This window comes from Kitasatospora sp. NPDC051170 (assembly GCF_044455705.1).
In the GTDB taxonomy this organism is placed as follows: domain Bacteria; phylum Actinomycetota; class Actinomycetes; order Streptomycetales; family Streptomycetaceae; genus Kitasatospora.
The window spans coordinates 22,946-47,169 of sequence record NZ_JBITFA010000015.1 but is presented as its reverse complement, the minus strand read 5'-3'; the positions used below and the strand labels follow the sequence as shown (position 1 = coordinate 47,169).

General features: G+C 74.7%; 20 protein-coding genes, 3 tRNA genes and 1 pseudogene. 8 read left to right on the top strand and 16 right to left on the bottom strand.

Features of this window, described 5'->3' with window-relative positions; all coding sequences use genetic code 11:
- Positions 1-107 precede the first annotated feature (107 nt).
- Positions 108-1,811, top strand: a complete 1,704-nt coding sequence (locus tag ACIBCA_RS27885) for a chitinase (protein WP_396285762.1) — start codon at positions 108-110, stop codon at positions 1,809-1,811.
- A gap of 67 nt (positions 1,812-1,878) precedes the next feature.
- Here the strand turns inward: ACIBCA_RS27885 and ACIBCA_RS27880 are convergent, their stop codons facing one another.
- From ACIBCA_RS27880 to ACIBCA_RS27865, 4 genes are all read right to left on the bottom strand, one after another.
- Positions 1,879-2,514, bottom strand: a complete 636-nt coding sequence (locus ACIBCA_RS27880; protein WP_396285761.1) for a DJ-1/PfpI family protein — start codon at positions 2,512-2,514, stop codon at positions 1,879-1,881.
- The gene (locus tag ACIBCA_RS27875) at positions 2,514-3,497 is read right to left on the bottom strand and encodes a GlxA family transcriptional regulator (protein ID WP_396285760.1); all 984 of its coding nucleotides are present in this window, start codon (positions 3,495-3,497) and stop codon (positions 2,514-2,516) included. The genes ACIBCA_RS27880 and ACIBCA_RS27875 overlap by 1 nt, the downstream gene beginning before the upstream one ends.
- Before the next feature lie 140 nt (positions 3,498-3,637).
- Positions 3,638-3,711, bottom strand: a tRNA-Lys gene (locus tag ACIBCA_RS27870).
- A 95-nt stretch (positions 3,712-3,806) separates the two neighbouring features.
- Complete coding sequence (locus ACIBCA_RS27865; RefSeq protein WP_396285759.1) at positions 3,807-4,715, bottom strand: NADP-dependent oxidoreductase; 909 nt, start codon at positions 4,713-4,715, stop codon at positions 3,807-3,809.
- A gap of 180 nt (positions 4,716-4,895) precedes the next feature.
- Here ACIBCA_RS27865 and ACIBCA_RS27860 point away from each other — a divergent pair, with 180 nt between their 5' ends.
- Both ACIBCA_RS27860 and pgi read left to right on the top strand, forming a co-directional pair.
- On the top strand, positions 4,896-6,479 hold the full coding sequence (locus ACIBCA_RS27860; RefSeq protein WP_396285758.1) for a Na+/H+ antiporter: 1,584 nt from the start codon (positions 4,896-4,898) through the stop codon (positions 6,477-6,479).
- A gap of 200 nt (positions 6,480-6,679) precedes the next feature.
- Positions 6,680-8,341, top strand: coding sequence for a glucose-6-phosphate isomerase (gene pgi, locus ACIBCA_RS27855; protein ID WP_396285757.1), 1,662 nt, complete (start codon positions 6,680-6,682; stop codon positions 8,339-8,341).
- Positions 8,342-8,453: 112 nt separating this feature from the next.
- On the opposite strand, the gene ACIBCA_RS27850 is transcribed toward pgi, so the two are convergent.
- The 3 genes from ACIBCA_RS27850 to ACIBCA_RS27840 form a co-directional block, all read right to left on the bottom strand.
- Positions 8,454-8,527, bottom strand: a tRNA-Lys gene (locus ACIBCA_RS27850).
- Positions 8,528-8,595: 68 nt separating this feature from the next.
- The gene (locus ACIBCA_RS27845; protein WP_396285940.1) at positions 8,596-9,177 is read right to left on the bottom strand and encodes a bifunctional DNA primase/polymerase; all 582 of its coding nucleotides are present in this window, start codon (positions 9,175-9,177) and stop codon (positions 8,596-8,598) included.
- 132 nt (positions 9,178-9,309) lie between these two features.
- Positions 9,310-9,666 carry a hypothetical protein gene (locus tag ACIBCA_RS27840; protein ID WP_396285756.1) on the bottom strand — a complete coding sequence of 119 codons (357 nt, stop codon included), beginning with the start codon at positions 9,664-9,666 and terminating at the stop codon, positions 9,310-9,312.
- Positions 9,667-9,902: 236 nt separating this feature from the next.
- Between ACIBCA_RS27840 and ACIBCA_RS27835 the strand changes: the two genes are divergently transcribed.
- Positions 9,903-10,208 carry a hypothetical protein gene (locus ACIBCA_RS27835; RefSeq protein ID WP_396285755.1) on the top strand — a complete coding sequence of 102 codons (306 nt, stop codon included), beginning with the start codon at positions 9,903-9,905 and terminating at the stop codon, positions 10,206-10,208.
- A 16-nt stretch (positions 10,209-10,224) separates the two neighbouring features.
- On the opposite strand, the gene ACIBCA_RS27830 is transcribed toward ACIBCA_RS27835, so the two are convergent.
- Genes ACIBCA_RS27830 through ACIBCA_RS27820 form a run of 3 tightly spaced genes read right to left on the bottom strand, consistent with a single transcriptional unit; the run spans position 10,225 to position 14,445 of the window.
- Entirely contained in the window at positions 10,225-11,577 is a 1,353-nt protein-coding gene (locus ACIBCA_RS27830) for an AAA domain-containing protein (protein ID WP_396285754.1), read from the bottom strand.
- Positions 11,574-13,229, bottom strand: coding sequence for a hypothetical protein (locus tag ACIBCA_RS27825; protein WP_396285753.1), 1,656 nt, complete (start codon positions 13,227-13,229; stop codon positions 11,574-11,576). The genes ACIBCA_RS27830 and ACIBCA_RS27825 overlap by 4 nt, the downstream gene beginning before the upstream one ends.
- A 34-nt stretch (positions 13,230-13,263) precedes the next feature.
- A complete protein-coding gene (locus ACIBCA_RS27820) occupies positions 13,264-14,445 on the bottom strand; it encodes a hypothetical protein (RefSeq protein ID WP_396285752.1) in 1,182 nt (393 codons plus the stop codon).
- A gap of 196 nt (positions 14,446-14,641) precedes the next feature.
- On the opposite strand from ACIBCA_RS27820, the gene ACIBCA_RS27815 reads away from it, so the two are divergent.
- Positions 14,642-15,298: a histidine phosphatase family protein gene (locus ACIBCA_RS27815; protein ID WP_396285751.1), complete on the top strand. Its 657-nt coding sequence runs from the start codon at positions 14,642-14,644 to the stop codon at positions 15,296-15,298.
- Positions 15,299-15,326: 28 nt separating this feature from the next.
- On the opposite strand, the gene ACIBCA_RS27810 is transcribed toward ACIBCA_RS27815, so the two are convergent.
- Positions 15,327-17,018 (bottom strand): tetratricopeptide repeat protein, encoded by a 1,692-nt coding sequence (locus ACIBCA_RS27810; RefSeq protein WP_396285750.1) that lies wholly within the window; start codon positions 17,016-17,018, stop codon positions 15,327-15,329.
- 271 nt (positions 17,019-17,289) lie between these two features.
- Between ACIBCA_RS27810 and ACIBCA_RS27805 the strand changes: the two genes are divergently transcribed.
- The 3 genes from ACIBCA_RS27805 (at position 17,290) to ACIBCA_RS27795 (ending at position 19,240) form a co-directional block, all read left to right on the top strand.
- Entirely contained in the window at positions 17,290-17,766 is a 477-nt protein-coding gene (locus ACIBCA_RS27805; protein ID WP_396285749.1) for a hypothetical protein, read from the top strand.
- A gap of 38 nt (positions 17,767-17,804) precedes the next feature.
- A complete protein-coding gene (locus ACIBCA_RS27800) occupies positions 17,805-18,710 on the top strand; it encodes a spermidine synthase (protein WP_396285748.1) in 906 nt (301 codons plus the stop codon).
- A gap of 71 nt (positions 18,711-18,781) precedes the next feature.
- The gene (locus tag ACIBCA_RS27795; RefSeq protein WP_396285747.1) at positions 18,782-19,240 is read left to right on the top strand and encodes a GNAT family N-acetyltransferase; all 459 of its coding nucleotides are present in this window, start codon (positions 18,782-18,784) and stop codon (positions 19,238-19,240) included.
- On the opposite strand, the gene ACIBCA_RS27790 is transcribed toward ACIBCA_RS27795, so the two are convergent.
- From ACIBCA_RS27790 to ACIBCA_RS27770, 5 genes and pseudogenes are all read right to left on the bottom strand, one after another.
- A complete protein-coding gene (locus ACIBCA_RS27790; RefSeq protein ID WP_396285746.1) occupies positions 19,237-20,004 on the bottom strand; it encodes a hypothetical protein in 768 nt (255 codons plus the stop codon). The genes ACIBCA_RS27795 and ACIBCA_RS27790 overlap by 4 nt on opposite strands.
- 123 nt (positions 20,005-20,127) lie before the next feature.
- The gene (locus tag ACIBCA_RS27785; RefSeq protein ID WP_396285745.1) at positions 20,128-20,574 is read right to left on the bottom strand and encodes a DUF4442 domain-containing protein; all 447 of its coding nucleotides are present in this window, start codon (positions 20,572-20,574) and stop codon (positions 20,128-20,130) included.
- Positions 20,575-20,736: 162 nt separating this feature from the next.
- Positions 20,737-20,812, bottom strand: a tRNA-His gene (locus tag ACIBCA_RS27780).
- Positions 20,813-20,926: 114 nt separating this feature from the next.
- Positions 20,927-21,529 carry an oligoribonuclease gene (orn, locus tag ACIBCA_RS27775; RefSeq protein ID WP_031069842.1) on the bottom strand — a complete coding sequence of 201 codons (603 nt, stop codon included), beginning with the start codon at positions 21,527-21,529 and terminating at the stop codon, positions 20,927-20,929.
- 933 nt (positions 21,530-22,462) lie between these two features.
- Positions 22,463-23,462: pseudogene (locus ACIBCA_RS27770) on the bottom strand (helix-turn-helix domain-containing protein); the annotation flags it as partial.
- Positions 23,463-24,224: the final 762 nt, after the last annotated feature.

Below are 24,224 nucleotides of genomic sequence, written 5' to 3'. Positions count from 1 at the left end.
TGGTCTAGTCCAACTTGGGTGCCAGGCCGGGCCGTTCCCCCCACTGGCGCGTGCTCCGGCGTGCCCTCGGACGTCCCCCACGACCGCGCCACCGCAGGAGCGCCCCCATGCGCAGAAACCCGTCCAAGAACATTCCCGAGATCCCGAGGAACCGCCGCGCCGCGATCGCCGCCGGCACCGCCTCCGCCGTCGCCGCCGCCACCCTGGTCGGCGTCACCCTGGGCCTGGCCCCCGCCGCCTCGGCCGGGGAGTTCCTGGTCAACGGCGGCTTCGAGTCCGGCTCGCTGGGCCCCTGGAGCTGCACCGGAAACACCGGCACCGTCGTCACCGGCCCGGTGCACGGCGGCGGCCACGCCCTGGCCGGCGCCGCGAGCGGCAGCGACACCGCCCAGTGCTCCCAGACCGTCACCGTCGCCCCCAGCACCACCTACACGCTCAGCGCGTACGTCAACGGCAGCTACGTCTACCTCGGCGTCGACGGCGGCGGCCCCAGCACCTGGACGCCCGGCACCGGCGGGGCGTACCAGAAGCTCAGCGTCAGCTTCACCACGGGCGCCAACCAGACCAGCGCCACGGTCTACACCCACGGCTGGTACGGCCAGGGCACCTACTACGCGGACGACGTCTCCCTGGACGGCCCGGGCGCGCCCAGCCCGTCCCCGACGCCGACCGTCACGGCCACCGCCACCGCCACGGCGTCCCCGACCGCGACGGCGACGGCGACGGCGACGGCCTCGCCCACCGCGACCGGCACCCCGACCGGTACGCCCACCGGAACCCCCACCGGCAACCCCGGCGGCCACTCCCTCGTCGGCTACCTGCACGCCAGCTTCGCCAACGGCGCCGGCTACACCCGGATGGCCGACGTCCCCGACTCCTGGGACATCATCGACCTCTCCTTCGGCGAGCCCACCTCCGTCACCTCCGGCGACATCCGCTTCAACCGCTGCTCGGCCACCGAGTGCCCGACCGTCGAGTCCGACGCCGACTTCAAGGCGGCCATCGCCGCCAAGCGCGCCCAGGGCAAGAAGGTGCTGATCTCGATCGGCGGCCAGAACGGCCAGGTCCAGCTCACCACCACCGCCGCCCGGGACACCTTCGTCAGCTCCGTCTCGGCGATCATCGACAAGTGGGGCCTGGACGGCCTCGACATCGACTTCGAGGGCCACTCGCTGTCCCTCAACACCGGCGACAACGACTTCAAGAACCCGACCAGCCCGGTCATCGTCAACCTGATCTCGGCGCTGAAGACCCTCAAGGCCAAGTACGGCCAGGGCTTCGTGCTGACCATGGCGCCGGAGACCTTCTTCGTCCAGCTCGGCTACCAGTACTACGGATCCGGCCCCTGGGGCGGCCAGGACCCGCGCGCCGGGGCGTACCTGCCGGTCATCCACGCGCTGCGCGACGACCTCACCCTGCTGCACGTCCAGGACTACAACTCCGGCTCCATCACGGGCCTGGACGGCCAGTACCACTCGATGGGCGGCGCCGACTTCCACGTCGCGATGACGGACATGCTGCTCAAGGGCTTCCCGGTCGCGGGGAACGTCAACAACGTGTTCCCGCCGCTGCCCGCCTCCAAGGTCGCCATCGGCATGCCGGCCACCACCAACGCGGGCAACGGCTACGTCTCCCCGGCGGAGGTGAACAAGGCGCTGGACTGCCTCACCAAGCTGACCAACTGCGGCTCGTACACCCCGCGTTCGGGCGCGCAGCCGAACCTGCGCGGGCTGATGACCTGGTCGATCAACTGGGACCGCTTCGGCGGGCAGGAGTTCTCCAAGAACTTCAACTCCTACTTCGGCCGCTGACGGCCGCTGACGACGGCAGCAGGTGCCCCGCATCCCTCCAGGGATGTGGGGCACCTGCTCAACTTCCCTACACCAGCAGCAGGTTGGTGGCCTTCAGCTCCTCCACCAGCCCGGCCGGGGCCGTCGCGACCGAGCCCGCCGAGTACGGCGGCTGCGGGTCGTACTCGATGACCAGCTGGATCGACTCCGCCACCCTCCCCCCGGCCATCAGCCCGGTGAGGGTGAGCGCCAGGTCGATGCCGGCCGAAACCCCGGCCGCTGTCGCGTACTTGCCGTCGACGACGATCCGCTCCGTCCCCGACGGCTGCGCGCCGAAGAGGGGCAGCTGGTCCAGGCAGACCCAGTGCGAGGTGGCCCGCCGCCCGCCGAGCAGCCCGGCGGCGCCCAGGATCAGCGAGCCGGAGCAGACCGAGGTCGTCCAGGTGGTCGTCGCGTCCACGGCACGCACCCACTCCAGCACGGCCTCGTCGCCGAGCTGCTCCGCCGTCCCCGGCCCGCCGGGCACCAGCAGCACGTCGGCCGAGGTCACCTCCTCCAGCGAGGCGTCGGCGGTGAGCGCCAGGCTCGCCATGTCGGTGCGCACCGGCCCGCGCCGGGCGGCGGTGAACACCACCTCGGCGCCGGGGACGCGGGACAGCACCTCGTACGGGCCGACCGCGTCCAGGGCGGTGAAGTTCTCGTACAGCAGGACGGCGATGCGCATCAGTGACCTCCAGGGGATGTCGGGACAGGGGCGGGGCGGAAGCGGCGCCGGTACTCGGCGGGCGGGGCGGCCAGGGCCCGGACGAAGGCGCGCCGCATCGCCTCCGGGGTGCCGTAGCCGCAGGAGCGCGCGATCTCCTCGACGCCCTCGTCGGTGTCCTCCAGCCGGCGGCGGGCGGCCTCCAGCCGGACCCCGTCCACGTACCGGCCCGGGGTCACGCCCACCTCGGCGGCGAAGGCCCGGGCGAAGTGCCGGGGCGACAGCGCCGCGCGGCGGGCCAGCTCCTCCACCGACAGGTCGGCCTCCGGGTGCTCGGCGATCCAGCGCTGCAGCTCGCGCAGGGGTTGCCGCGCGGCCACCTGGGCGGCCAGCTGGGTGCTGAACTGGGCCTGGTTGCCGGGCCGGCGCAGGAACATCACCAGGTGCCGGGCGACGAGCAGCGCGGCCTCCCGCCCGAGGTCCTCCTCGACCAGGGCCAGCGCCAGGTCGATCCCGGCGGTGACCCCGGCCGAGGTGGCGATGTGCCCGTCCCGGACGTGGATCGGGTCGGGGTCGACCTGGACGCGGGGGTACCGCGCGGCCAGCGCCTCGCAGTACGACCAGTGGGTGGTCGCCCGCCGCCCGTCCAGCAGCCCGGCCTCGGCGAGCAGGAAGGCCCCGGTGCACACCGACACCACCCGCTCCGCCCGCCCGGCCAGCTCCCGTACGGCGGCCACCAGCGCCCCGTCCGGGTCCTCGACGACCTCGCCGCCGGGGACCAGCAGGGTGTGCACGGGCCCGGCCTCGGCCAGGTCCGCGTCCGGCAGCATCCGCAGCCCGCTGCTGCTGCGCACGGCGGCGCCGCCGGGGGAGGCGGTGGTCACCCGGTACGCGCCGGGCCGGCGGGCGGCGGCGCCCGCACCCGTGAACACCTCCAGGGGCCCGGTGACGTCCAGGCTCTGCACGCCGTCGTACAGGACGAGGACCACGCTGCGCGCTCTCATACGGACACACTGTCAGCGGCCGGAGGTGGCAGCAATGACCTGTTTCCCACCTTTCCTGCCACGGCCTGTCATCGCCGTCGACAGGGGGCGCAAAACGCCGGAAGGCCCTTCGCTCTCGCGAAGGGCCTTCCGGCTGTCTGTGCGCCGCCAGGGACTCGAACCCCGGACCCGCTGATTAAGAGTCAGCTGCTCTAACCAACTGAGCTAGCGGCGCCTGCTGACGTGGAGAACATTACCTGGTCAGCAGCCGAAACACACAATCGGCCCGGAATCCGCCCCCTCGGCGAGGTTTAGAACGCCGGCACCGGTTCAGAACGTCAGCACCACCTTGCCCCGCACGTGCCCGGTCCCCACCAGCCGGTGCGCCTCGGCGGCCCGCTCCATCGGCAGCGTCTCGGCGACCTCCACCCGCAGTCCGCCCGCCTCCCACAGCTCGACCAGCCGGGTGAGCCGCTCGGCCGTGCGGTCGGTGCGCACCGCGTGCACCCCGTGCTTCGCGGCGCCCTCGAAGTCGACGAGGGTGCCGATCCGCGCCCGGTCGGCGACCAGCTCGAGCGAGGCCTCCAGCGCCCCGCGCCCGGCGGCGTCCAGGGCCGCGTCCACGCCCTGCGGCGCCACCGCCCGGACGCGCTCGACCAGCCCCTCCCCGTACGCGACGGGCAGTGCGCCCAGCTCGCGCAGGTAGGCGTGGTTGCGCTCGCTCGCGGTGGCGACCACCGTGGCGCCCCAGGCGCGGGCGAGCTGGACGGCGATGGTGCCCACCCCGCCGGAGGCGCCGTGGACCAGCACGGTGTCGCCGGGGCCGACCCCGAGCACCGAGAGCGCGGTGTGCGCCGTCTGGCCGGAGGCGGAGAGCGCGCCGGCCTGCTCCCAGGGCATCGCGGCGGGCTTGGCGGCCAGCTGGCCCGCGTCCACCACGACTAGCTCGGCCTGGGCGGTCAGGGTGCGGAAGCCGATCACCTCGTCGCCGGTCTTCCAGCGCTCGACGCCCGGGCCCGTCCGGTCGACCACCCCGGCGAACTCGTTGCCGAGGACGGCGGGCAGGGCGAGGACGGCCCCGGGCGGGCTGTACCCGCTCCGGACGGCCAGGTCCACCGGCTGCACCCCGGCGGCGTGGACCCGCACCCGGACCTCGCCCGGCCCGGGCTCCGGGTCGGGCAGCTCGGCGGTGCGCAGGACCTCGGGACCGCCGAACTCCGGAACGACGACAGCCTTCATGGGGTACCCCTCCCTCGTACGTGGACTCGAATCCCCGTGCGTGGACTCGAACGCTCCCGATCTTCGAACCTGAAGTCCGCTTGAGGTCAAGCTGGTGTTCGGCGTGTCGTCACTGGTGGGCACATTGTCGGATTTATCCTGGGCGGCGCTCAGCCGTCCGTCGTCGAGAGGAACCTCCCCGTGGGCCAGCTGCCCCTGTTCTTCCTGGTGCTGCTCGCCTCCGTGGTGACCATGCCGCTCGCCCGCCGGACGGGGGTGCCGCAGCCCGTCCTGATGACCCTGCTCGGCATCGTCATGGCGATCGTGCCGCAGATCCCGGACGTCACCATCGAGCCCGAGCTGATCCTGCCGCTGGTCCTGCCGCCGCTGATCTTCGCCGTCGCCCGGCGCTCCTCGGTGCGCTACTTCAAGGCCAACGCCCGCTCGATCCTGCTGCTGGCCGTCGCCCTGGTGGTGGTCACCACCGTCGCGGTGGCCGGCGCCGTCCACTGGCTGCTGCCCGCCCTGCCGCTCGCCGCCGCCATCGCCGTCGGCGCGCTCGTCTCCCCGCCCGACCCGGTGGCCGCCGTCGCCGTGGCCGGCAGCGTCGGGCTGCCCCGGCGCCTGGTCGCGATCCTGGAGAGCGAGGGCCTGTTCAACGACGTCACCGCGATCGTCATCTACTCCCTGGCCATCGAGGCCGTGGTCAGCGGCGACTTCTCGGTCGGCCACGCCGTGCTGCGCTTCGTGCTCTCCGCCGTCGTCGCCGTCGTGGTCGGCGTCGTGCTCGGCTGGGTCAACACCAAGCTCGCCGAACGGCTGGAGGACCCGACCCAGCAGGTCGCGCTCAACCTGCTGGTGCCCTTCGCCGCCTACACCATCGCCGAGGAGATCCACGGCTCCGGCGTCCTCGCCGTCGTGATCTGCGCGCTCTACCTCGCCGAACGGGCCTCCGACGCCGACGCCGTCTCCTACCGGCTCGTCGGCAACGCCTTCTGGGAGGTCGTCGAGATCCTCATCACCGGCGTCGCCTTCGGCCTGATCGGCCTGGAACTGGCCACCGTCCTCAAGGAGGCCGGCCGGGGCTGGACCGGCTTCATCGGCGACGCCGCCGTGGTCATCGCGGTGGTCGTGGTCGTCCGGCTGCTCTGGCTGCTGCCCGCCGGCTGGCTGTCCAAGAAGCTGCGCAGTGGCGACGAGGAGGACACCCCCTTCAGCTGGAAGGAGAGCGTGATCCTCTGGTGGTCCGGCATGCGCGGCGTGGCCACCGTCGCCCTGGCCCTCGCCATCCCGCTCACCCTGCACTCCGGCGAGGACTTCCCCGAGCGCGGCCGACTGGTCTTCATCGCCTTCAGCGTCGTCCTGTTCACCTTGCTGGTCCAGGGCCTGACGCTGCCCTGGCTGGCCAAGCGCTTCCAGCTGGACATCGACCAGGACGCCCACGAACAGGCCGTACGGCAGCTGTGGTGGCGCGCGGCCAAGGCCGGGCTCCAGCGACTCGGCGAACTGGAGGAGCAGGACAGGCTGCCCTCCGAGGTCGCCGACCGCCTGCGGGACCGTCAGCACGACCGCCTCGCCCGGCTCTGCCCGGAGAACTACGCGGAGGAGGAGGCGTCCGAGGCGAAGCAGCGCCTCGCCCAGTGGCGGGCCGCCCGCGACGTCGAGCAGGAGATGATCGCCGCCTCCCGCCGCGAGATGCTCGTCGCCCGCAGCGAGGCCGGCGCCGACCCGGAGATGGTCGACCACGTCCTGCGGGGGCTCGACCTGCGCTCGGAGCGGAAGTGACGGTTCGGCAGCCCGGGGCTCGACGTCTCCGGCGGTGCCCGGCCGGAATGTGCGGGAGGGCCGCCCGGGTTGCATAGGGTGAACCCGGGCAGGCCGTCAACGGAGTCGGCGCACACCCCGGACACCGCTCGACCTCGCGAACCCTCACACGCCTGGCCCTGCCGGTAGACATCCGCACCCAGATGAATCGAGGAACCCCGATGTCGGAGACCCGCGCCGACGCCCGCACCCCGCTCGACCGCACCCCCCAGTGGGCCGCGCTCGGCAAGCACCGGGCCGAGCTCGGCGACACCCACCTGCGCGACCTGTTCGCCGCCGACCCCGAGCGCGGCCGCCGCCACACGCTCCGGGTCGGCGACCTGCACGTGGACTTCTCCAAGAACCTGGTCACCGACGAGACCCTCGCCCTGCTGCGCGACCTCGCCGCCGCCACCGGAGTCGCCGAGCTGCGCGACGCCATGTTCCGCGGCGAGAAGATCAACGTCACCGAGCACCGCGCCGTCCTGCACACCGCCCTGCGCGCCCCGCGCGGCGCCGTGGTCGAGGTCGACGGCGAGAACGTGGTGCCCGAGGTGCACGCCGTCCTGGACAAGATGGCCGCCTTCTCCGAGCGGGTCCGCAGCGGCGAGTGGACGGGCTTCACCGGCAAGCCCATCCGCACCGTCGTGAACATCGGCATCGGCGGCTCCGACCTCGGCCCCGCGATGGCCTACGAGGTGCTCCGCTCGTACGCGAAGCGCGACCTCGACGTCCGCTTCGTCTCCAACGTGGACGGCGCCGACCTGCACGAGGCCGTCCGCGACCTCGACCCGGCCGAGACGCTGTTCATCGTCGCCTCGAAGACCTTCACCACCATCGAGACGATCACCAACGCCGTCTCCGCCCGCGACTGGCTGCTGACGGGCCTCGGCGCCGGCAACGAGGCGGTGGCCAAGCACTTCGTGGCGCTGTCCACCAACGCCCAGGGCGTGCAGGACTTCGGCATCGACACGGCCAACATGTTCGAGTTCTGGGACTGGGTCGGCGGCCGCTACTCCTACGACTCGGCGATCGGCCTCTCGCTGATGATCGCCATCGGCCCGGACGCCTTCCGCGAGATGCTGGACGGCTTCCACCTGGTCGACGAGCACTTCCGCACCGCCCCGGCGGAGGAGAACGTCCCGCTGCTGCTCGGCCTGCTGGGCGTCTGGTACGGCGCGTTCTTCGACGCCCAGGCGCACGCGGTGCTGCCGTACTCGCACTACCTGTCCAAGTTCACCGCCTACCTGCAGCAGCTGGACATGGAGTCCAACGGCAAGTCGGTGACGCGTGACGGCACCCCCGTCGACTGGCAGACCGGCCCGGTGGTCTGGGGCACCCCCGGCACCAACGGTCAGCACGCTTACTACCAGCTGCTGCACCAGGGCACCAAGGTGATCCCGGCCGACTTCATCGGCTTCGCCAAGCCCGTCGCGGACCTGCTGCCCGGTCTGGTCGCCCAGCACGACCTGCTGCTGGCCAACTTCTTCGCCCAGACCCAGGCGCTGGCCTTCGGCAAGACCCCGGAGGAGGTCGCCGCCGAGGGCGTGCCCACCGAGCTGGTGCCGCACAAGACCTTCCAGGGCAACCACCCGACCACCACCCTCCTGGCCGGGGAGCTGACCCCCTCGGTGCTGGGCCAGCTGGTCGCGCTGTACGAGCACAAGGTGTTCGTCCAGGGCGCGATCTGGAACATCGACTCCTTCGACCAGTGGGGCGTCGAGCTGGGCAAGGTGCTCGCCAAGCGGATCGAGCCGGTGCTGCTCACCGGCGAGGGCGCCGAGCAGCTGGACAGCTCCACCGCCGAGCTGGTCGCCCGCTACCGCGCGCTGCGCGGTCGCTGAGGCCCCCGTCCGGGCCGTCCGCTCCTCCTCGGGGCGGGCGGCCCGGTTCGCTTTCGGGTGCCGAAAACGCCGGAAGGCCCTTCGCTCTCGCGAAGGGCCTTCCGGCTGTCTGTGCGCCGCCAGGGACTCGAACCCCGGACCCGCTGATTAAGAGTCAGCTGCTCTAACCAACTGAGCTAGCGGCGCCTGCTGACAGAGAAGACTCTAGCAGCGCCCGGCGGCCGGGCCAAAATCGAATACCGGTCGCTCCCCGTTCACCTCCCGGACAGGACCACCGGGTCGGCGGCCGGCGGCGCGGCCGGCTCCCGGGCGGCCCGGACGCAGGCCCAGAGGGTGACCGAGGCGCCGGGCAGCCGGGGCTCGCGCTCCTCGGGGGCGACGATCCAGCGCCCGGAGCCCCGCCCCGGGGAGTCGGGCCCGTGCACCATCCGCTGGACGGGCGGGACGGTCACCGTGTCGCCCCTGCCGTGGCACAGCAGCGGCGGCACGTCCCGGGCCCACTCCTCCCAGGCCAGCAGCCGCCGCAGCCGGGGCGCCGCGCCGGGCTGGACGAACAGCAGCGTCCGGCCCCGGTACGTCGCCACCGGGCCGCAGCCCGGGCCGGAGGCCCACAGCTCGTCCAGCACCCGGCGGCCGAACAGGCCCGGCATGCTGATCACGTCGAAGGCCCGCCCGCAGGGCAGCACCGCGGGCGCCCAGGGGCGGGTCTCCCACAGGGCGCGCATGCTGCGCGGGTACTCGCTGGCGGAGGCGAGCCACGCCTCGCCGGCCACGGTGACGTACTCCACCGACTGATGCGTCCAGCTGTCCACGGTCTCTACGGTGTCCACGCCCAGCAGCGTGCTCGGTGCGCGGAGGCGGTGGGGCGGAAAGCGGGGTTCGCCGGACAGGGGGACGGGCGATCGCGTACCCTCCGCCAGCGGCATATGCCAGAGGCGTACGGGTCGCGCTGTGGACCGGCGCGCGGGCTAGCTCTCGTGGCGGCGCGGCTGGAGCAGTCCGCGGCCGTACTCGATCATCTTGGCGGCGTAGTCCGGGGTCCAGTCCGCGCGCTCGGCGATCTCGCCGTCCGAGAGCGCGTCGAAGCGGCGCGGGTCGGCGAGCTGGGCGGCGGCGACGGCCTGGAAGTCCGTGGCCCGCTCGGCGGCCGCCCGGAAGGCCAGGGCGAGCTCGGTGGAACGGCGCAGCAGCTCGGCCGGGTCGTCGATCGACTCCAGGTCGAAGAATCGTTCCGGCTCGGGCTCGGCGGCCTGCGGCTCGAAGAGCAGCTCCGCCGGACGCAGCCGCCTGGTGGGCTCGGTCGACTCTGCACGGGAGTCGGGCATGGGACGGACACCTCCGGGATCTGAGGGTGGAGTGGGCGGGGACGTGCTCCGGGCATGCCCGCCCGGTCGTGGCCGCCGTCCATTGTCGCGCGGGGACGGCCGGTAACGGAACGGTGCGCGTGCGGGCGCTATTCCCCGGCGCGCGCCGGGGGAGTGCTCCGAGCGCCGCGCATCTGGATCGCATGCGAACCCGTTGTCGTGGGTGCGTCCCGACACCCACACCCCCGGGAGACCTCGTGTCCGTACGGAAGATCCTGCCCCTCGGCGCCTTGCTGACCGCCGCCGCCCTCGGCCCGGCCACGGCCTCGCCGGCCTTCGCCGCCGAGACCGCCCTGGTGGTGGAGGGCCCGGTGAGCGCCCCCGGCGGTTGGTCGCAGGCCTCCTGCCCGAGCGGCAGCCACCTGACCGGCGGCGGGTACCAGCTGCCCTCCGGCACGCCCGACACCGTCGTCCACAACGCCCCGTCGCCGGACGGGCGCAGCTGGCTCGTGCGGGCCGACCGGGCCCGGATCAAGGCGTTCGCCGTCTGCGAGACCGAGTAGCTGCTTCTCCCGGCCTTCAGCGCAGGTGCACCCGGTGGCCGCTCAGGTGCTGCAGCACCTGGTGGTTGGCCTCCCAGCCGTCCGGGAAGGCCACCGGGACGCCCAACTGCACCGGCTCGGTGGCCGGGTGCTCGTCGAGCAGCTCGGCGATCCCGGCCCGGGCCACCACGATGCAGGCGTGCCGGTGCCGGGAGGCGAGCACGCACAGGCGGCCGGTCTCCAGGTGGAAGGCGGTCGCGTCGGGGCGGCCGGAGAGCGGGTGCAGCACCACGGTGACGTCGTACTCGCGGCCCTGCAGCCGGTTGGCGGTGTCCACCGTGACGGCGGGCCCGGCCTCGCCGTCCACCGGGACGCCCGCCTTGACCAGGGCCGCGCGCACGGCCGCCGCCTGGTCCCGGTGCGCGGTGCCGACGGCGATCCGGTCGGCGGTCAGCGGCGCCTCGCCCTGCTCGGAGCGGGCCGTCAGCCCGCGCTCCAGCAGCCGGCGCACGGTGGCGGCGACGGCCGCCACCGCCTGCGGGTCGGTCCGTACGGTGTGCCGGGCGGGCAGCTCCAGCAGCGACCAGCCGTGCTCGGCGGCCCGGTCGATCACCGCGTCCAGCGCCGAGCCGTCCGGGCGGACGGAGGCGGTGAGGGTGCGGTCGTCCGGGCCGGTGCCGGAGCGGAACGGGGTGTACGGGTAGAACGCCTGCGAGATCAGCGGGGCCGCGCTGGCGGGCAGGCGCCAGGAGACCGGCAGCCGGTGCGGCTCGATCTGCGGGTTGTGCGCCAGCATCGTCACCACGGCGCTGCCGGACGGGTCGTAGGACAGGCCCGCCCACTGCTCGGTGCCGACGACGGTGAACGGGTCCAGCTGGCCCGGGTCGCCGACGAACAGCGCCCGTTCGAAGAGCCGGGCCACGGCGAGGAGGGCGTCCGAGCGCATCTGGTACGCCTCGTCGACGATCGCGTGCCGCCAGGGCGCCTCGGCGCGCACCCACTGCCACTTGGCGGAGGTGGAGATCACCACGTCGTGCTCGGCCAGGTCGGTGACCTTGTCGGAGGGGGTGACGTTGGCGTGCCGCAGCACCTCGGGGCCGGGGCGGGAGTCCGTCGCGTGCAGCCGCCCGATCGTCAACTCCGGGGCCTTCTCGGCCAGTCGGCCGACCAGGTCGTCCACCTGGCCGTTGGTCTGGGCGACGATCATCAGTCGCTCCCCGGCCCCGACCAGCTCGCGGGCGGCCCGCACCACCAGGGTCGACTTGCCGGCGCCGGGCGGGGAGTCCACCACCACGCCGCGCGGGGCGCCGGGCGCCGGGTGGACGGTCGCGGCCAGGATGCGGGCCACGGCGGCGTCGGCGGCCGCGCCGGGGGACTGCTCGCTCATCATTCCCAATCCTCGGAAGCGGCGGCTGCGGACGGTCCGGCGGCGGAGGGTCCGGCGGCGGACTGTACGGCGGCGCGTACGGGCTCGGCGCCGGGCGGGCCGCCGTGCGTCCACGGGGTGTCGTCCGGCTCGGGCAGCGGCGCCGACTGGCGGACCGTCAGCTCGAACAGGGTGAAGGTGACCGTCTCGCCCGGCTCGGGCAGGCTGCCCGGCTCCGGGTCCTTCCTGCGGCCCATGCCGGAGAGCACCCGCAGGGTGATGGTGCCCTCGGCCGGGTCGACCTCGACGATCCGGGCCTTCTGCGCCGACGGACTGTGCACCCGGTGCGCCTCGCGGCCGAGGTCGGCGTGCGGGCGGTCGGCGGTGCGCAGGGTGAGCAGCGGGCGGGGCTTGGGGGAGCGTCCGGTGGTGTCCCAGTCCGGCACCACCTCCGTGACCACGCCGCTGAACGCCTCGCCGGAGAGCCGGTGTTCGGCCATCGCCAGCGGATCGTCCAGCGCTTCCTGCACGTCGAGGCGGGCCTGCTCGCGCTCGCGCTGGGCGAGCTTGCGGGCGGCGGTGACGGCGTCGTCTTGGCGGGGCTGCGGGGGCTCGCCGGCGGCGAGGCGGTCCCGGTGGCCGGTGTAGGACCAGCGGTCGCCCGTCCAGCGCTCCTCCAGGTGGGCGGCCGGCGGCAGGGCGCGCAGCAGGTCCAGGCCCTGCCAGACGTTCCGCCAGGTCGGCAGCAGGACGCCGGACAGGGCCTGCTCCAGCTGTTCGTGCGCCTCCCGGACGGCCTTGCGGGCGCGGGCGGCGGCGCGCTCGTCGGCCTGGCCGGTGTCCTGGTCGGTGGCGTGCTGGAGCGCTCCGACGGCCGCGTCGTAGCGGGTGATCGCCGGGGCGAGCACGAGCTCGTCGAAGCGCGGGTCGGTGGCCGGGCCGGCCGGGGGGTGCAGCAGCTGGTGGTGCTCGTCCCGTGCGGACTCGGCCAGCTCGGCGGCCTGCGCGCCGGTCAGCCCGGGCGGCGGGGCGTGCCAGGCGAGGTGGGCGGCCAGGTGCTGGTCCTCCAGGTGGCTCTGGCCGGTGGCCCAGTGCCGGGCGAGCAGGCCCGTCATCGGCAGCAGCAGGCTGGAGCCGGGCACCTGGGCGCGGTCGGTGAGGTGGGTGAGCCAGCGGCCGAGCAGCGGCACCCGCAGCGGCGCCGGGTACGGGCCCGGGTCGGCGTCCTCGGCGGTGCGCCGGAACCGGGTGGAGCGGCCGATCAGCGCGAGGTGCTGCACACCCGCGCCGTTGGGCACGATCACCTGCGGCGCGTCGGCGCACAGCTCGCGGAACACCTGGGTCTTCTCGCCGGTCTCCGGGTCCTTCTCGGAGCCCTCGATCTGCTCGACGTCCTCGCCGAAGGACTCCAGGTAGGGCAGCAGGTCGGCGGCGAGCGCGGCCAGGAAGTCGAAGCGCAGGGTGCGGTTGAGCGGCTGCGGCACCAGGTGCAGCCGGGGCGCGTCCCGGTCGGTGCCCAGCATCACGGCCAGCGGCGCGCCGGACTCACCGGCGGCGGTCAGCGGGACGAGCACCATCGGGCGCTCGGACAGGTGCCGGTGCCGGACGGTGGCCAGCGGCTCGGCCCGCCCGCTGCGGACGGCCTCCAGCCGGGCGAGGGTGGTCAGCAGACTCATACGCACCTTCTGATGATTCGCTCGCCGCTCTCGCTCATGTGCCCAGCGCTTCCGCGCGCAGCGCCGCCGCGTAGGCGAGGCGCTCGGCGGCGTCGTCCTCCCGGTCGGTGCCGGAGGCGGCGGCCAGGGCGTCCGTCACCGTGCGGATGCTGCCCAGCTCGCCGCGCACGCCCCGGCCGAGCTGCTCGACGCGGTCGCCGCAGCGGGCCCGGGCGCGGCAGTGGAAGCCGAGTTCGCAGGTGGAGAGGCAGTCCGGGCTGTACGCGGCGGGCATCGACTCGACGGCGTCGGCCAGCTGTTCGTCCGTCCGTACGGGCGTGCCGTCCTCGGTGGCGGACAGGTCGAGGTCGGTGCCGTCCGGGAGCTCGGCGAGCAGCGCGCCGATGCCGGTCATCCGGCTCAACTGGCGCCGGGTGGTGGCCAGTTCGCGGCGAACGTCGACGGCCACGGCGGTCGGCCGGTTGCCGAAGTCCTTCGGGCAGACCAGCAGTACGCCGGTGTGGGGGCTGCCCGGCAGCCGCTGCTCGGCGTACGGGCTCTCGGCGAGGGGCTGCCCGGCCGCCGCGGCGGCGGCGCGCTGGAGCGCCAGCACGTACACCGCGGCCTGGCGGGCGGCGGCGCCGACCTTGGCCGGGTCCGCCGTGCCGTCCAGTACGGGGAAGGACTTGATCTCCACCACCGTGCAGCGGCCGCCGTGCACCACGACGGCGTCCGGCTCCAGGTAGGCGGTGCTGCCGGCCACCTCCAGGCGCAGCATCGGGTGGTCGAGCAGCGTCCAGGTGTCCGGTTCGGCGGCGGCCCTGGCCAGCGCCTCGGCCGTACGGTCGGCGCGCACCGCCGGGCCGGAGCGCGGCAGCAGGTCCGGCACCTCCAGCGGGGTGCGCTCGTCCGCCGGGACGCCGAGGTGGGCGCGCAGCGGCTCGAGCAGCGCTGCGTAGCCGTCGGCCTTGAGGCGTGACTCGAAGATCACGCCACGGGCGATCGCGAAGGGGGACTGCCCGAAGGGGGCGGGGCGGCCGAGCCGGGAGGCCAGGGCGGACTTGTCGACCCCGGCCGCGTCGAGCACGGCGCGGCGGTGACAGCCCGGATTGGCGGCGAGCGCGGCGAGGGAGCGGGCGTTCAGACTGCGCTGGGGAGCCGGTCCTCGCAGCTCGGCGAGCCGCCGGGCGAGCGGCTCAGCGGGCCCGCGGGGCGGGACGTTCGTCGAGACGTTCATGGTGCGGCCCAGTGTCGCATCCGGGTCCGACAACGCGGTGCGCGCACGGGCCCGCTCGCGTCCGCTCTCGTCCGCTCGCGTCCGCTCGCGTCCGTGAGGGCCCTGGATCGTGGGCGCCCGGCGGGTGCGGGATCATGGGGACCGGTGCTCAAGGGTGAGACCGTACCGTTGACCGCCCCGTTTGCGAGGAGCCTCCATGCCCGCCCGAATCGTGCTGGTCCGCCACGGCGAGACCGCGTGGTCCGCCACCGGCCGCCACACCGGCCGCACCGACATCCCCCTCACCGAGGACGGCCGCGCCATGGCCAGGGCGCTCGGCGCGCGCCTCGCCAAAGCCCCCTGGAACGGGCTGCCGGACGCGCTCGTCTACACCAGCCCCCTCGGCCGGGCCAGGGAGACCTGCGAACTCGCCGGTTTCGGCGACCGCGCGGTGGACCGCCCCGAGCTCCTGGAGTGGGACTACGGCCAGTACGAGGGCCGCACCGGCGCCGACATCCGCGCCACCGACCACCCCGGCTGGCTGATCTGGCGCGACGGCGTGCCCGGCGGCGAGAAGCTCTCCGAGGTCGCCGCCCGGGTGGACGGCTTCCTCGCCGAGCTCAACTCCGAGCACGGCGTCCCCGAGTCGGACACCACCGTGATGCACTGCGCCGACCGGGACGTGGTCCTGTTCGCGCACGGGCACCTGCTGCGCATCCTGACCGCGCGCTGGCTGGGCCTGCCGCCCGAGTTCGCCCAGCGGTTCAAGCTCGGCACGGCGGCGCTGTGCGTGCTGTCCTGGGAGTACGGCGCCCCGGCCGTCGAGGTGTGGAACGACCTCTCGCACCTGGAGGGGCTGAACTCCGGGCACTGAGCGGTGATCTGACGGTGCGTCGGACCTCTCAGGCGGCGGCGAACCCGTCGTAGCCCGTCAGGAAGTCGCCCACCTCGGGCACCGCGGCGTGCGGGCGCAACCGCTCGGCCGTGTCCGCCAGCATGCTGCGGACACGGGCCGAGCGGACCTCGCCGAACAGCGCGACGGCCGCCGACCCGTGGTGCGCCGCCCCCGCCAAGTCCCCCCGGCCGAGGCGGTCATGGGCCAGCTCGGCGGTGTACAGCGCCTGGTTGCGGACGAAGTGCGGCCGCTGCAGCGCCATCGCCAGCCCGGCCTGCTCGCTGGCGCGATCCCACTCGCCGAGCGCCGACCAGCACTGCGACTGCAGCCCGGCGATCTCCGCCTCCCCGAAGAAGGACATCCACTCCGGGTCGAGTTCCGAGGGGCCGCGCTCGAACAGGGTGTACGCCCGGGCGAGCGCCCGTTCGCAGCCCGGGCGGTCGCGCAGCACCGCCCAGCCGCCGGCCTCGCGCATGGCCAGCAGGGCGAGCAGCCGGTCCGAGCCCAGGTGCCGGGCGGCCGCCTGTCCGGCCTGGGCGGCGCGCAGTGCCTCGCGGGGGCGGCCGGCGTCCCGGGCCAGGAAGGCGCTGTTGCAGAAGACGTGCGCCTCCAGCGCGGAGTCCCCGGCCATCCGGGCGGTGGCCAGCGCCTCGGAGTAGAAGGAGCGGGCGTCCGCGAGCCGGTTCGAGTCGTGGGCCAACCATCCGACCGAGATGGCGAGTTCACCCGCCCCCGCCTGGAGACGGCGCTCCGTCTCGGCGCTGTACTCGCCCTCGTTGAGCAGCACGTACGCATGGCGCAGCGACTGCCCGGCCCGCTCGTACAGGGCGTCCGCGCCGTGCGCGTCGTCGGCCACGCGGATCTCCCGGACGGCCCGCTCCACGCCGAGCACCTCGGCGTGGCCGACCCGGCGCAGCGGTGGCACCTGCCCCGGTCTGCCGGGGACGACACCGGCCCGGCCGGATCCGAACAGGGCGTGGGCGGCCGGGGGGCCGAGCTCGGGGGCGGGCGTCCGGGTGATCGTTTCGGCGATGGGCGCCCGGGCCTGGCCGGGAAGGTGGACGGCGGGGCCCGGCGCGGCCGAAGCCGTCCGGTCCAGGCCGATCGTGGTGGCCAGCGCGGTGGTGCCGCCGGCCAGGAACGTACGGCGACGCACGTCGTCGTTCTCCTCGTCGAGATGGGGCGGCCCGCCGGGGCCCCGGGGCGCCGTGCCGACACCCGGCCACGACGGCCCGTCCGGAGCGGCGGAATCCGCGTACGGCGAGGCAGCGTACGGGAGTTGGGTGGACGGTGCTGAGCGCGGGGCGGGCAGGGGCAGAAACGCTTCCGTTCTTCCGGGGGCGTCGGGTCTTCCGGGGGTGTCGGGTCTTCCGGGGGTGTCGGGTCTTCCAGGGACGTCGGGGCCCGCGTCCGCCGGGCGGCGGCGGACGGAGGTCCGGGGGGCGAAGCCGAGGTCGGCGAGCGTGCGGTCCGGCCACATGTGCCGGAACACCCGCTCGTAGGCGTAGTTGGGGCAGCGGATCTCACCGGCCTCGACCCGCCCGACGTACCGGGCGTCGCAGGACACGTGCTCGCCGATCTCGCGGGCGGCCCGGCGCACCGCCGTCGCGAACTCCCCGGGGGAGCGGTCCCCGCGCAGGGCGCGCATCGCGGTGTTGGGGGACGGGCGGTTCGGCTCGGCCGGTGGGGTGGCTGCCATGGCGCCGACAGTACTCGGAGTCACCGGACGAGCACAGTCGGTTCGCGGGCGATGTGCGGGCAATCCGGGAGGAAACGGGCGAAGTTACGGGTAATCCGCCATGAAATGCCATGCCTTGCTGTAAGGCGCCCCGTGGCCTTCGGGCGCACTGCCGCGTTGTCCTGATACGTGGAACGCCCCGCCCACCCCCCGCCGTCCCCGGCGGCCCCCACCCCGCGGCGGTGCTTCCGATCCGACGAGGTACCCGGACGAGGTACATGGAGGAGGGCCGATGATGGCCACCGGACTGCCGTACCGTCCCGGGCGCGTGCACGCCGCCGCAGCCCCCGCCCTGCTCCCCGACCCCGCCGAGGACCGGATCCCCGGCCGGGGGCCGGTCGACGGCGGCCGAGCCTCCCACGAGCAGGGCGGCCCGGTCACCGGCTGCGACACCGTGACCGTCGCCCTGCGGCACGGCCTCGAAGCCGTCGACATCCTGCGCCTGCGCCGCGCCTGCGGCACCGTCCTCCAGAGCCGCAACGGCAGTACCGTCGCCTTCCTCGTTCCCGGCGGCACCGCCGAGACCTGGCACCTGCCCGGCAGCTCCTGTACGGCCGGCGCCCTCCTGCCCCCCGCCACCGACCCGCGCTGGGTCGTCCCCCCGACCGGCGCCGCCCTCACCGTCCGGCCCACCGACGCCTGGGTCCTGCGCTCCGCCCTCTGCGAGGCCGCCTGCACGCTCACCGCGGGCGGCCTCGGGCCCTTCTGACCTGCGGGGTCCCCTGCGTCTGCGGAGATAATCGTCCTATGGGACGAAGTAGCAGGGCCGCACGCGGCGGCGAGAGCGCCGACACCACCGGGCCGGGCGGCCGCACCCACGCCCAGGGGCCCCTCACCCGCACGGTCGGCTCCGGCCAGGCCGAACTGCGCCCCGACCGGGACCGCCCCGCCGCCTGGACCCTCCTGATCGACGGCGCCCCGCAGTCCCTCGTCGACCTCGCCGACCCCACCCACCTCGGCTTCGAGTACCAGCGCCGCCTCGGCCACCTCATCGATCTCGCGGCCCCGCCCGGCCGCCCCCTCACCGTCCTGCACCTCGGCGGCGGCGCCCTCACCCTGGCCCGCTACGTCGCCGCCACCCGGCCGCGCTCGCGCCAGCAGGTCGCCGAGATCGACACCGGGCTCACCGAACTCGTCCGCACCGAACTGCCCCTGGACCGCGGCTGGCAGATCAAGGTGCGCGGAGCCGACGCCCGCGGCGTCCTGGAACGCACCCCCGAAGCCAGTGTCGACCTCGTCATCACCGACGTCTTCTCCGGCGCCCGCACCCCCGCCCACTGCACCACCGTCGAGTTCACCACCCTCGCCGCCCGCGCCCTCGCCCCCGGCGGCTGGTACACCGCCAACATCGCCGACGGCGCCGCCCTGCCCTTCGCCCGCTCCCAGGTCGCCACCCTCGCCGCGGTCTTCCCCGAGCTCTGCCTCATCGCCGACCCCGCCGTCCTGCGCGGCAAACGCTTCGGCAACCTCGTCCTCGCCGCCGCCCACACCCCCCTCCCCATCCCCGACCTCACCCGCCGCGCCGCCTCCGACTCCGCCCACGCCCGCGTCGAGCACGGCCCCGCCCTCCTCTCCTTCGCTGCCGGAGCCACCCCGGCCACCGACGCGACCGCCGCCCCGTCACCCGCCCCACCCCCGGGCGTCTTCCGCTGACGCGGGCCCGCGGCCATGCTCGGTGTGCGACCTTGGTTCCCCAAGGCCGTCGGCTGTCCGAGGGGAGTGTCATGGTGATTCGACCGGCCCGGCCGGAGGAGGCCGGCCTGCTCACCGGGCTCGCGCTGCGGTCCAAGGCGCACTGGGGTTACGACGAGGCGTTCATGGCCGCCTGCCGTGAGGAACTCGCCCTGGACGAGGCCGCGTTGGGCCGGCTCGACGCGGCCGTGGCCGAGGAGGACGGCCGCCTCCTGGGGTTCGTCGCGCTGGCGGCGGAGCCTCCGGGCGGCAGCCTCGACATGCTGTTCGTCGAGCCCGAGGAGATCGGCCGGGGCGTCGGCCGTGCGCTGTTCGACCATGTGCGGGCCCGGGCGGTGGCGCTCGGTCTGCGCCGTTTCACCATCGACGCGGACCCGAACGCCGAGCCCTTCTACCGGGCGATGGGCGCCACCCGCATCGGGAGCATCCCGTCCGGATCGATCCCGGGCCGCGAACTGCCCCTGATGGAACTGGTGTTGCCCAGTTCTTAATGCCCTCGGGGCAGCCCGCGGTGCTTGCACATGGCCGCGCCGGTGAGCAGCAGTCCGGCGCCGATGGGGGCGAGGACGGCGGTCGCGGTGGTGGAGTCGTCCCCGACCTCGCCGACCGTCGCGGTGTCCGCGAACGCGATCGCCTCCGGCGACCCGCCTCCGCTCGCGGCGCCGCCGGCCGGCGCCTGCCCGGCGGCGGGCCCGGGCGCCGCGGTGGCCGCCCCGTTCGCGCCGGCCGTCGGCGCCGCCTCCGTACGGGCTTCGGAGGGCTGCCGCGCCTCGCGCGGCCGCTCGGCGGCGCCGCGCTGGCGGGGGACGGTGGGCCGCTCGGTCGGTTCGCCGTTGCGGGAGGCGCGGGTCTCGGCGGGCCGGGCCTGGGCGGGGACGGCGGGGAGCAGGCCCGAGGCGAGGGCGAACGCGTCGGGGAGCGCGGCCTGTTGGCCGGGCAGGGGGAGCCCGCCGGAGCGGATGCGCTCCCGCAGGACGCCGCCGACCGTACCGACGGCGTCCTCGCCCAGCGCTTCGACGCCGCTCTGCGGTGCCCGGCGGACGGCCGGGTGGTTCCGGTCCCGTGGCGGTTCGGCGTTGGCGGCGTACGCGACGGCCCCGCCGAAGCCCCACAGCTGTGCGATCAGCGCCCCGCCGGCGGCGACGGCGCGGGGGCGGGGCAGCCACCGGCCGATCCCGTACCGCAGGCCCGTTCCGGCGGGGGTGCCGCTGACGGTCGGCGTGGTTTCGGGCTGCTCCGCGTGATTGGCTCGCACGTGAGTCGAGAACGATCCGTGGGCGTCCCAGGTCACGGACGGCCGCCGCACCGGTGGCCCGGGAGCGCCGCTCGCGGGGCCACCGGCCGTGCTCCGGTCATGGGTTGGGGCTGTGGGTTGGGGTCAGGAGTTGGGGCGCAGCGTCCAGGTGACCGTCATCACGCCGGTGACGGCGCCGTCGGCGCGGGTGATCTCGACGGTGACGGGGAACTCGGGGCGGCCGCCCTCGTCCAGCTCGGCGACGACCTCGGCGGCCGGGCGGCCGAGGACGGCGGTGGCGGTGACCTCACCCATGGCGAGCTTCTTGTATGCGATCTCGGCGTTCACGGCCAGCGGCACGGCGCGGGAGAGCTGGGCGCCGAAGGCGGCGAGCACGATGCAGCCGCTGGCGGACTCGGCGAGGGTGAACATCGCGCCGGCGTGCGGGCCGCCGAGGTGGTTGTGGTACTCGGCCTGGTCCGGGAGCCGGAGCACGGCGCGCTCGGGGGAGGTCTCCAGGTACTCGAGCTTGAGGGTGTGCGCCATCGGCACGGTGGAGTCGAGCATCTGGCCGATCGTAGGTGTGGTCATGGCGACGATGTTACTAGTCGGTAGCATCCGGCGGCAGGGGTGACCTCGAGCAATCGCAACGGCATGGGCCTGTCGAGAGCCGGACTTGAGACCGCGCGGACCGGCGGGAACGCGAAAACGCCTGAGGGGCCGATCTCTTGAAGAGATCGGCCCCTCAGGCTCTGGGGTGAGTAACGGGACTCGAACCCGCGGCCACCTGGACCACAACCAGGTGCTCTACCAACTGAGCTATACCCACCATCTGTCCGACCCGTTCCCGCTCTCGCGTTCCCGTGCCGACAGAGAGAACTCTACAGGATCCGGGAGGGTGCTCGCGCCAGGATTTCCCCGCCGTTCACGCGAGCACCCCGGTTCAGTCCGCGGTGACCTGGTGCTTCTCCGCGATGGCGCGCGCGGTGTCGGCGTCGGGCCCGGGCTGGGGGACGAACACCGCCTCGCGGTAGTACCGCAGTTCGGCGATGCTCTCGCGGATGTCGGCGAGGGCCCGGTGGTTGCCGCCCTTCGGCGGGCTGTTGTAGTACGCCTTCGGGTACCAGCGGCGGGCCAGCTCCTTGATCGAGGAGACGTCCACGATCCGGTAGTGCAGGTGCTTCTCCAGCGCGCGCATGTCCCGGGCCAGGAAGCCGCGGTCGGTGGCCACCGAGTTGCCGCACAGCGGCGTCTTCCCGGCCTCCGGCGCGTGCTCGCGCACGTAGGCGAGCACCAGTTCCTCGGCCTCGGCCAGGGTCACGCCCTGGTCCAGCTCGTCCAGCAGGCCGGAGGCGGTGTGCATCTCGCGCACCACGTCGGGCATGCCGGCCAGCGCCTCCGCCGGCGGGCGGATGACGACGTCCACGCCCTCGCCGAGGACGTTCAGCTCGGAGTCCGTCACCAGCACCGCGACCTCGACCAGGGCGTCCCGGTCGAGGTCGAGGCCAGTCATTTCACAGTCGATCCATACCAAGCGGTCATTCACGCACTCACCCTACGGCGCGATCACGCGCCGCGGGGACCGGTGGAGCCGAGCGGGGTGCCGGGGCGCCGGCCTCGGCACGGTGCTCCTGCCCGTCCGGGTGCTCGGCCTGGCGGCCGTCGCGCACCGGGTGGGCGTCCCGTTCCTCCGCCTCGGACCGGGGGGCCCGGGTGTCGTGCGGGTCGCGGAAGCCCTGGGCGCCCGGTTCCGGACGTGCTTCGCGCGCCGCCGCGGCCCGTACGCCCGCCGCACCGGCGGTGCCGGGGGCGGCCGCCTGGGCGCGGATCTGCGGCGCCCGGACGGCCCGGCCGCCGGGCGCTCCGCCCGCCGTGCCCGCTCCGCTCGGTCCACCCGCTCCGCCGGCCGGGATCCGACCGCCGGGCGCGCCATGGGCGCGGGCGCCGGAGCCCGCCCCGGGTGCGCCGGCCTCGTCCGAGGCCCGGTCGACCGCGCTGCGGTGCCCCTGGCCCTGGCCGCGGGCGCCCGGCTGCGGGTGGCCGTCCTCGGCCGCCGCGTGCTCGGCGGTGCGGGACGGACGCCCGGTGCCGGGGCCGGACTGCGGCGGTACCAGCGGCGGCCGCGCCGGACCGCGCCCCGCACCCTGCTGCCCGGGGTGCGGTTGCTGCGCGGCCTGCTGGTGCGGGTACGGCTGACCGGCCCGCGGGGGGAAGGCCGACTGGGCGGCGGCCGGCGTCCCGGCCTGCCCCGGTGTGAAGGAGGCGCCCTGACCCGGGACGGCCTGCCCGGCCGTTCCCGGGCCGCCCGCCCCGGTGCCGCCCGCCCCCGCCGTGGCGGGGAACGGGTACGCGGCCGCGGCGCCGTGCCCGGCACCGCCGAACAGCGGTCCGCCCGCGGCCGTGCCCGAGGGGTGGGGCAGCGCTCCGGGCAGCCGAAGCTCGCCGAGGTGCTGCGCCCCGCCCGGCGCGGGCGACGGCTGCCCGGGCCGACGGGCCCGGTAGGTCGTCCGGTACGCGGCCGGGGAGACCCCGAGCTGTCGGCGGAAGTGCCCGCGCAGCGCCACCGGCGACCGGAAGCCGCAGCGGCGCGCGACGTCGTCCACCGACAGCTCCGAGGTCTCCAGCAGCCGCTGCGCCTGCAGCACCCGCTGGGTGATCAGCCACTGCAGCGGCGCGCTGCCGGTGAGCGTGCGGAAGCGCCGGTCGAAGGTGCGCCGGCTCATGTAGGCGCGGGCCGCCAGCACCTCGACGTCGAACTGCTGGTTGAGGTTCTCCAGCGCCCAGGTGACCACCTCGGCCAGCGGGTCGTTGCCGATCTCCTCCGGTAAAGACTGATCGATGTACTGGGCCTGGCCTCCGCCGCCGCGGCGGCTCGGCACCACCAGCCGGCGGGCCAGGGCATTGGCGGCCTCGGCGCCGTGGTCGGTGCGCACCACGTGCAGGCACAGGTCGATGCCGGCGGCGGTGCCGGCCGAGGTGAGCACGTCGCCGTCGTCCACGAAGAGCTCGCGCGGGTCGACGTGCACCCGGGGGTAGCGCTTGGCCAGGGTCGGCGCGTACATCCAGTGGGTCGTCGCCGGGCGGCCGTCGAGCAGGCCTGCGGCGGCGAGGACGAAGGCGCCCGTGCAGAGCCCGATGATCCGGGCACCCTCGTGGTGGGCCTTGCGCAGGGCGGTGATCGCCTCGACCGGCGGAGGCTGGGAGATCGAGCGCCAGGCCGGTACGACGATCGTGCCGGCCCGGGCGAGGGCCTCCAGGCCGTACGGGGCGGAGAGGGTCAGGCCGCCGGTGGTGGCGAGCGGGCCGTCCTCCCCGGCGCAGACGAGCAGCCGGTAGCGGGGCACCCCGGCGTCCTGGCGGTCGACGCCGAAGACGGAGAGCGGGATGGAGCTCTCGAAGATCGGGGCGCCGCCGAAGATCAGCACGGCGACGGTCTCCCGGCGCCGCCGGCCGGACAGCTTGCGGGGCGCCACGGCCAGCGCGGTGGGGGAGCCGTTGGCCCCGCCGCCGGTGTGGCCGTTCGCGTAGGCACCGGGGTGGCTGCCGGGGTGGCTTCCCGCGTGGGTGCCTGCCGGGCTGTGGCCGAGGCCGCCGAGCGCACCGCCCGTGACGCCGCTCTGGCCGGGGGCGGCGGCGGTGGCGGGGTGGCCCGGGTAGGTGGAGGCGTGTGCGCCGCCGCCGAAGTGGCCGGAATGGTTCGGGTGGTCGCCGAGATGGGCCTGGGCCGGGTTGACGAACCCCCGGCTGACGGGTTGTCCGACGAAGCCCGACTGGCCGCCCCCCGGGGCCTGCTGCGAACCGTACGGAACCGGACCGCCGGTCTCGGCCGCGGACCCTCCGGCGGTGGCCTGCGAGGCCGGATGCGGGAGGTGCGGTGACCCTCCCGTGTGACCGGTGGGACCAGAGGTGCCGGAGGTGCGGGTGGTGGCGCCGATCGCGGTGGTGCCGGTGCTTCTCGCGGTCCGACCCGCGATGCCGGCCGTCGCCTGGCCGCTGTCAGGACCCGCGTCGCTCCTGCTCACCCTGCTCAAGGCGCTCAAGCCCCCTCGGTGGTGTGGTGTGGGTGGTGCGGCACTGCTCGCCAAGATCGAAATCTATCGGGTGGACCATCACCGTTGTGACAAGTTCACCATCCGACGCTATGTCGACATGGCAATTTGGCGTGATGCATTCGATCACGAAGCGTGGCACCCGTCGACCCTTCTGGGAAGAGGGCCGGGGCAAGGGTGGCTGGTTGTCGC